Raw genomic sequence first — 6,949 nt, forward strand, 5'->3', positions numbered from 1 at the left:
CGGCGCGGCTGTTGTCAGGCTCGACGACCAGAATGATGGAAGACTTCACGACCTTACCCCTTGGTGCGAATGTGATGACCCGTCGGCGATGCCGGACGGGCTCTTGACCCTCTGCTGAATGGGATAGATCAAGAAGCGTGCCATCGCCGGAAATCCGACGCACAACGCTGCGGTGGCGGCAGAAAAGTGCCGCGAACCCCGTCGATTCCTACGACGCTGCCGGAACAGGGCAACTACCGGCAAGGCATGGGTCAGAAAGTGACGCAACCGCCAGCAATGACGACACGCGTCGCAAATGTGACGCAGTGTGTCCAAAGCGCGTGAAAACGTTTGATGCAAGGCACTTCGGCGGCCCGGAAGGGGCCGTAGGGGTTTGGGGGTCAGAGTTATAACTCTGACCCCAGCCGGTGCCACGGGCGGCTTAGCGCACCGTCTGCCGGGCTTCGGCCACCTGGCGCCGGTGCTGCCGGAACACCAGCCTTTCCATGGCGTCGCGGACACCTTCGGAGAGTCCCTGGAAAGCCACCAGGCCCACATGGGCACCCGGGGCATGGACCACCTGGCCGGGCAACTCCAGGGGCAACGCACGGCAGGCATCGAAATGGATGCGCAGCATCACCCGCTTGCCCGGATCGGGCAGGATCTTGCGTGGAAGCTCCGCTGCCCAGGCGTTGAACCGCACCTCCACGCGGGGTGGCAGGGCGGCCGACGGCAGCGCAAGGCGATTGACCAGTTCGATCACTGCATTGAGCTTGGCATCGATGCGGGTGAGCTCCTGCAGGACAGCGCTATCGTCTTCCAGGGTGTCGGCGCGACGCTCGGTGAGCGAACCCACGGTGGTCAGCAGGCTGGCATTGCGCTCATTGAGCAAGGCCAGTTCGCGACCTTCGGGGGCGTCGGCCAGGGTGCAGGACGCATGCAGCAGGGCCTCGTAGGCGACCCGGTCGCTGAACTCCCTATAGATGTCCTGGCTCATACCCTGCCCGCTCCCCTTTCGTTGAGCAGACGATACGCTTTTTGTGACGCGGCGCACATATCAAAGGTTGTCCCGCGCTTCCCGCGCGCGGGTCTTTGTCATCGCGTCTATGGCAAGCATGGCCTTGATCGACTTCAACGTAGCGTCGTCGGCGGGCAGCGGGCCCTGCAGCAAGGCGGCACGTTCAGTCTCCAGGACGGCAACAGCCCGCCAGTCCTGGCGCGCCGCCGCTTCATGCATGGCGCCGGTGATGGCCAGGGCGCGTTCGATCACGTCCAGGCTCATGGCGGCGGTGCAAGCAACTGCGAGCAGAGCTCGCCGAGCACGCGGTCGGCCCGATCCAGCCGGGCAAGGACAGCGTCGATCAGTTCCCTGGTGTCGTCGACCAGGTCGGGCAAGGCTTGTGGCGCGTGGGCTTGCATGGCAATCAACTGCGGGCAGCAGCCAGGTAGGCACTGGCGCCGCGGTAACCCTGTCCGCTCTGGCCAAGCTTGCGCGCCACCTCCGCCCGGGCCGTGGCGGCGTGGCCCTCGATGGCACGGTTGCACTCGAGCATGCGGCGAAGCAGTTCCACGCTGGTGGTATCGGCCGGATGCCCCCGGCCCAACGCCTGGGCACGCTCCGGTTCCAGTGCCGCCACGGCGTCCCAGTCGCCAGCCGACGCCGCGGTAAGCATGCGTTCGCTGGTGGCGACGGCCACGCGCAGGGCATCGTGGTTGGCGGAGCTCATCAAGCGGCGCCCGAGTGAAGTTCGGCCAGGTACTGGCTGCGAATCTCGCGCCAGCTGTCACGGATCGGGCCAAGCAGACGGGCCGATTCAGCCAGGGCGGCATCATCGTTGTGCGCCTGGGCCGCCAGCAAACGGCGGCCGACGTATTCGTAAAGCGCTTCCAGGCGACCGCTGAGCTTGCCGCCCTTGGCATGGTCCAGACTTGCGCGCAGTTCAACCAAGATCGCCATCGCCTTGGACACGCTGATCGCCTTGCCGCCCAGGTCGCCGCGGGCCAGGTGATTGCGTGCCTGGTTGATGCGCTCGATGGCCGTGTCCATCAGCAGCATGGTCAGCTGGTGCGGATCGGCGTCTTCCACGCGCCCGTGCACCGCGTTCTGCTGGTACATGGCGCTGGCGCTGCGCGGGTAACCGTAGGACATGGCTTCTTCCTTAGTTGTTCTTGGTGTACGTCGCTTCCAGTCCAGCCAGTGCCTTGGTCAGGTACGAGCTGGTGGTATTCAACGTCGACATCAGGGTATCGAGCTGCGTGTACTGCGTACGGAGCATGGATTCATAGGTGGACATGCGCGAGTCAAGCGCGGTCTGCTGCGTGTCAAGGCGCGTCAGGCTGGCCGTAAGGGCCGTGGCGCGGGTAGCGATGATTCCGGAGCTCGCGATCAGCGTATTGGTGGTCGTGGCAAGCTTGGTGGCCAGGCCGTTGCTGCCGCTGAAAAGATCACGCACCCCGGTGGGGTTGCTGGCAAGGGCCGCCGACAATTGATCATTGTCGAAGCTCATCTGGCCGGTGGAATCGCGCTTGATGCCCAGGTTCGCCAGGGTGCCAATGGCATTGCCCGGCACCGAGCCGCTGATCAGGCTCGCCACCTGGCGCTTGACGGAATTGAGCATGCTGTCGCCCAGCAACACGCCCGATGTCTTGGTGTTGGGGTCGTAGCTTTCCAGGGTGTCGACTGTGGTCTGGTAATCGTTATAGGCGTCGACGAAATCCGACACGTCCTGGGTGATGCCGCTGGTGTCCTGGGCCACGGTCAGCTGGGTGGTGCCGGTCGCGGTAAGGTTCAGCGTCACGCCATCGAGCACGCCGCTGACGTTATTGCTGGCGCTGGTGGCGGGAATATTATCCACCGTGAGCTTGGCATCCTGGGCGACACCCGTGCCGTCGGCCGCCGGTGTCGCCAGCTGGCTGGCGAAGGCGAGAAGGCCATCGCTGCTGGTGGCGTTGGCGGTGACGGTGAAGGCATTGGCAACGCCCGTCTTGGTGGAACTGAGCAGCAGCTGCGAGCCACTGGCACCGTTCACCACCGTGGCCTGCACGCCCGGGTTGCCGGTGGCGCCATTGATGGCCGCGGCGATGTCGGCAAGGCTGGCCGTGGCCGACACGGCGACATTGATATTCTTGCCACCCACGGCGATGGTCAGCGTGCCCTGGCCTACTGCATCCTTGGCACCATAGGTATTGCTGCTGCGCTTCTGCGCGGTGGCCAGCTGCGACACCACCACGTTGTAGCTGCCCGGCTGGGCGGAGGTGAGCGTGGAAGTGGTGCCCACGGACGTATTCGACAACGTGGCCGCAAACGTGCTGTAAGTGGTGGCCTGGGAAAGCTTGGTGATCGCGCCGTTGAGGTTCGACAGCGCCAGCTTCAGGGCATTCATGCCCGTGAGCTGCGCATTGGCCGTGGTGGTCTTGGAGTCGATCTGGTTCTGCTCGCCCGCCTTGCGGGCATTGACCAGCGCGGTGACGATCGAATCGACATCCAGTCCCGAGCCGATGCCCGCGGCACTGATCAGGCCTGCGAGGTTGGTCCCGGTGCTGCTGCCTGAACTGCCCGACGCCGTACCCGAGGTGCTGCTGCCCGACGAACTCGCGCCCAACTGGCTCAATAGCGAGCTAAGGTCGGAACTTCCAACGGTCGACGTGGTGGTCATGGCATTTCCTGGAGGGCGTTCGTGTCATTGGGGTGCACGAGATGCCGGCAAAACCCACGCCTTCCATACATGGGCTTTGCCGGCATCTTGCAATGGCATGGCGGTATCCACCGCCATGCCATGCAAAACTTCAAACAGTTACTGAAGGAGCTTCAGAACCTGCTGCGGCTGCGAGTTGGCCTGCGACAGCACCGAGATACCGGCCTGCTGCAGCACCTGGGCCTTGGACAGGTTCGCCGTCTCAGCCGCGAAATCCGCGTCCTGGATAGTGGACTGCGAACTGGTCAGGTTGGCCGATTCGGCCGACAGCGTGCTGATCGTGGACTGGAAGCGGTTCTGGATCGCGCCCAGGTTCGAGGCCAGGTTGCTGACCGAGGTCAGGGCCGTATCAACGCGGGAAATCAGCGCGTTGGCGTCGTCGACGGTCTTCACGTCGCCGCCGGACAGCGAACCGCTGACTGCGCCAGAGATCGTGCCGCCCGTGGCAATGCCCGAGGCGCCCGAACCGGTACCAACGGTGACGTCAAGCGCCGTGGCGGAGTACAGGTTGATCTTCTTGCCGTCGGCGCTGACCGCGGCGGACACGCCGGAGTTGGACGCGTTGATGGCGTCGGACAGGTCCTGGACGGAGCTGAACGTACCGGTCACATCAACCGTACCGGAGGTGGAACCGGCACCCGTGGCGATCGAGAAGTCACCCGAACCCAGGGTCACCGAAGCGCCGCTGGCGAACAGTGCCGACAGGTCGTCGGTGGACGAGGTGGCGATGGCACCGACCTGGTCGGCGCGGACGCCCTGGCCCAGGGCCACGGAGATGGTCTGGCCGACATTGGCACCGACCTGGAACGACAACGACTTGGTGGAACCGTCCAGCACCTTGGCGCCGTTGAAGTCGGTCTGGTTCGCGATGCGGGTGATTTCCGACAGGCGCTGCTGCACTTCCGTATCGATCGCGGCGCGGTCGGTGTCGGTGTAGGTGCCGTTGGCGGACTGCACGGCCAGGTCACGGATGGCCTGGAGGTTGGCGGTCACTTCGTCCAGCGCCGAGCCCGTGGTCTGGGCCAGGGAGATGGCGTCCGAAGCGTTCGACGAAGCCTGGGACAGGCCGCCGATCTGGGTGGTGAAACGGGTGGAAATGGCGAAACCTGCGGCGTTGTCCTTGGCGCTGTTGATCTTAAGGCCCGAGGAAAGACGCTCGGTCGCCTGCGCCAGGGCGTTGGTCGACTTGGTCAGGTTGTTCTGCGCCTGCAGCGAAGAACTGTTGGTATTGATAACGAGTGACATTGAAAATCTCCTAGAGCGGAATTGTTAGCCGGTTCAAAACGTAAGGCTTAGTACATCCCGGCGGGGATTCCACTGTCGGAAATGCCGACCGCCTCGGGGATATGTTTCGGCGCCCTCGCCAAATACTTGAGAGCATGTGCCGCACGCACGGTCCCGGGGGCTGTTCAGCAAGCCGCGTGCCAAGCCTCCGGAGGGTCCGCCGATAGCAAAAAATCCTTTAAAACAAGCGTTGGCAGCGAATTTGCACTCTCCACGCGTTAGCCCCGCAGGCGCCGGTTTTCTGGCGTCGGGGCCCCCGGATATGGCTCCCCCTGGAGTGGTTAGATGACGCAAGAACAAGACGTTTTCGAAGAATCCGCCCTGGCGGATGCCGAAAACACCGACGTCGAACCTTTGACGGAAGGCGATCGCGACGAGGCTGCGGCCGAGGTCGTCGAAGCGCCGCCTTATGTGTCGTGGATCGCGCGGCGCCGCTTAAGCGATGGCCACCGCGAGGCCGCCATCAAGAGCATGCAGGCGTGGCAGTCGCCACCCAGCGTGATGGTGCTGGTACTGGACGACGACAGCGATCCCATCGCGCGCGGCCTTACCCTGGCGTCGCTGGCCGAACAGCTTTATGGCGCGCGCCAGGTACAGGTATGCCCGTCCGCCGACGTCCACCAGATCGGCAACGCCATCGCCGCCAGTGACTGCGATTGGGTGCAGCTGGTACATGCCGGCGACACGCTCGACACGCTGGCGCTGTACCTGGTGGCCGACCATGTGCGCACGGCGCCGGAGCTACAGGTTATCTATAGCGACGAGGACAGCATCGGGCCGGAAGGCTTCCAGGACCCGATCTTCCGCCCGGATGTGAACCTGGACCTCCTACGAAGCGTGCCGTACCTGGGCCGCTCGCTTGCGCTGCGCCGCAAACGCCTGCTGGAAATGGGTGGTTTTGACGAAGACCACGGCGGCCTGTACCTGCATGACTACGTGCTGCGCGTGATCGAAGCCGATGGCCTGCCCGCCGTCGGCCACATCGACGACGTTACTTATCATGCCACCCTGCCCTTCGCGCAGTGGCTCTCACGCAGCGATGTCGCGCCGCACAGCGCAGCCGTGCTTGGCGCCCACCTTGATCGCCTGGGCGTGGCCCACCATCTGCACGATGGCCCCTTCATGGGCAGCCACCGCGTGGAATATCTCCACGAGGGTGCGCCGCCGCTGGTGTCGGTGGTGGTAACCGCCGGCGATGAGTTTGGCAAGCTCACCGTGCTGATGGAAAGCCTCTTGGGCAATACCCGGTATCCCGCCTTCGAGGTGGTGCTGGTGGACAACGGCACCGCGAACCCGGCGGTAAGGAACTACCTTGATGGCGTGTCGGCGATGGGCAACCCCTCGCTGCGGGTCCACCGCCTGGACGCGCAGGCACCGCGCGCCACGGCGGCGAATGCCGCCTACGGCGCCTTGCGTGGCGACTACTTCCTGTTCATGGATGTCACCGTGGGCGTGCTCCACGCCGAATGGCTGGAAGTGATGATGCAGCATGCCCGGCGACCGGAAGTGGGCGTAGTGGGCGCGCGCATGCACTCACCGGATTCAAGCGTGGACAGCGCCGGCGTGATCCTGGGACTGGGCGGCACCGCCCATGCGGCTTTCCGCGGTGAGGCCGCCACCTCCCCGGGTTACATGCAGCGCCTGCAGCTGGACCAGAACTACAGCGCCGTCGGTGCCGAATGCCTGCTGGTGCGTCGCGACGTGTTCGTGGCGGTGGACGGTTTCAGCGACGGCGTGTTTCCCAATCACTACCACGCAGTGGACCTGTGCCTGAAAGCACGTGAAGCCGGCTTCCTGACCGTGTGGACGCCGCATGCGCGCGTGATGCGCGACACCCGCGCCAGCGCCGGCCAGAACGCATTCGTGCAGGCACTGCGCCAGTTGTCGGACAACGAGCACGCCAACCTCAACCGGCGCTGGCAGCCGTGGATGGTTCGCGATCCGGCCTACAACCGGAACTTGAGCATCCTCAACACCAACTTCAGTTTGAA

8 protein-coding genes are annotated in these 6,949 nt (G+C 64.5%); 1 reads left to right on the top strand and 7 read right to left on the bottom strand.

What is annotated here, in order from left to right; all coding sequences use genetic code 11:
* Positions 1–421 precede the first annotated feature (421 nt).
* The 7 genes from VK519_RS07665 to VK519_RS07695 form a co-directional block, all read right to left on the bottom strand.
* Positions 422–976 (bottom strand): PilZ domain-containing protein, encoded by a 555-nt coding sequence (locus tag VK519_RS07665; protein ID WP_324348718.1) that lies wholly within the window; start codon positions 974–976, stop codon positions 422–424.
* A 60-nt stretch (positions 977–1,036) separates the two neighbouring features.
* Complete coding sequence (gene fliT, locus VK519_RS07670; protein ID WP_324348720.1) at positions 1,037–1,261, bottom strand: flagellar protein FliT; 225 nt, start codon at positions 1,259–1,261, stop codon at positions 1,037–1,039.
* Positions 1,258–1,398 carry a hypothetical protein gene (locus VK519_RS07675; protein WP_324348721.1) on the bottom strand — a complete coding sequence of 47 codons (141 nt, stop codon included), beginning with the start codon at positions 1,396–1,398 and terminating at the stop codon, positions 1,258–1,260. The genes fliT (VK519_RS07670) and VK519_RS07675 overlap by 4 nt, the downstream gene beginning before the upstream one ends.
* A 5-nt stretch (positions 1,399–1,403) precedes the next feature.
* Positions 1,404–1,706 (bottom strand): flagellar protein FliT, encoded by a 303-nt coding sequence (gene fliT, locus VK519_RS07680; protein ID WP_324348723.1) that lies wholly within the window; start codon positions 1,704–1,706, stop codon positions 1,404–1,406.
* Complete coding sequence (gene fliS / locus VK519_RS07685; RefSeq protein ID WP_324348725.1) at positions 1,706–2,128, bottom strand: flagellar export chaperone FliS; 423 nt, start codon at positions 2,126–2,128, stop codon at positions 1,706–1,708. The genes fliT (VK519_RS07680) and fliS overlap by 1 nt, the downstream gene beginning before the upstream one ends.
* A 10-nt stretch (positions 2,129–2,138) precedes the next feature.
* Positions 2,139–3,635 carry a flagellar filament capping protein FliD gene (fliD, locus tag VK519_RS07690; RefSeq protein ID WP_324348727.1) on the bottom strand — a complete coding sequence of 499 codons (1,497 nt, stop codon included), beginning with the start codon at positions 3,633–3,635 and terminating at the stop codon, positions 2,139–2,141.
* Positions 3,636–3,773: 138 nt separating this feature from the next.
* Entirely contained in the window at positions 3,774–4,919 is a 1,146-nt protein-coding gene (locus VK519_RS07695) for a flagellin N-terminal helical domain-containing protein (protein WP_324348729.1), read from the bottom strand.
* 324 nt (positions 4,920–5,243) lie between these two features.
* Between VK519_RS07695 and VK519_RS07700 the strand changes: the two genes are divergently transcribed.
* On the top strand, positions 5,244–6,949 hold a 1,706-nt coding region (locus VK519_RS07700; RefSeq protein WP_324348731.1), incomplete at its 3' end, for a glycosyltransferase family 2 protein.

It is taken from the genome of Pinirhizobacter sp., assembly GCF_035317885.1.
In the GTDB taxonomy this organism is placed as follows: Bacteria; Pseudomonadota; Gammaproteobacteria; order Xanthomonadales; family Rhodanobacteraceae; genus Pinirhizobacter.